This window comes from Shigella sp. FC1967, from assembly GCF_001743005.1.
Taxonomy (GTDB): domain Bacteria; phylum Pseudomonadota; class Gammaproteobacteria; order Enterobacterales; family Enterobacteriaceae; genus Proteus.
Genome location: NZ_MIIZ01001168.1, coordinates 1 through 566, shown reverse-complemented (window position 1 = coordinate 566; position 566 = coordinate 1). Strand labels below are relative to the sequence as shown.

General features: G+C 53.2%; 2 protein-coding genes. Both read right to left on the bottom strand.

Going from position 1 to position 566, the window contains the following annotated elements; all coding sequences use genetic code 11:
• Positions 1-272 precede the first annotated feature (272 nt).
• Positions 273-401, bottom strand: a complete 129-nt coding sequence (locus BHE89_RS27185; RefSeq protein WP_353615150.1) for a hypothetical protein — start codon at positions 399-401, stop codon at positions 273-275.
• Between the two features lie 4 nt (positions 402-405).
• Positions 406-566: conjugative transfer protein MobI(A/C) (mobI, locus tag BHE89_RS26485; protein ID WP_353615151.1), on the bottom strand; the 161-nt coding region annotated here is incomplete at its 5' end.

The following is a 566-nucleotide window of genomic DNA, read 5'->3' as shown; positions in this document are numbered from 1 at the left end:
GAGATTCAATAATCTCAAACAGGCTCATTTGCGGCGAGTCTTTGATTACGTCGAGTTTCTCCAGGTCTTTGTCTTTGGTTCTCTTGCTCATGATTGTTCCGTCGATACTTTCTAGCTGGTGGTCCATGCCGCCAGCAGTGTCAAAACTCCCGCTGCTACCGTTGCTGAAAACACTAGCTGGTAGATGCGACGCTTAGCCCCCGCAGTGCTGCTCATGAAGCGCAGGGCTGCCGCTTCATACCGGAAATGGGCGAACTCACCCCCGAAGAGTGCTATCTGTCCCCCTGTAGCGATTGTGGGCGCTTTGACAGGGCAGGGCGAGGATGGCTGGCGACTTTCTTGATCATCGCTTCACATTTCCCCAGTTTCGCCATTTCAGTGGCCGCTACAGATGCTGTCATGTTGTCACACCTCGTCGCTATGTGTCTTGTTTAGCTGGCGCTCGTACTCGTTTAGCGCCCGGCGAATTTTTGCTAAGGCAGTGGCGCGTTGTCTTAACACGGCATACCTGGTTTCAACTTGCTGGATCAACTCTTGTGCCCAGGCAGGCTCTTTCTTGAAGTGCG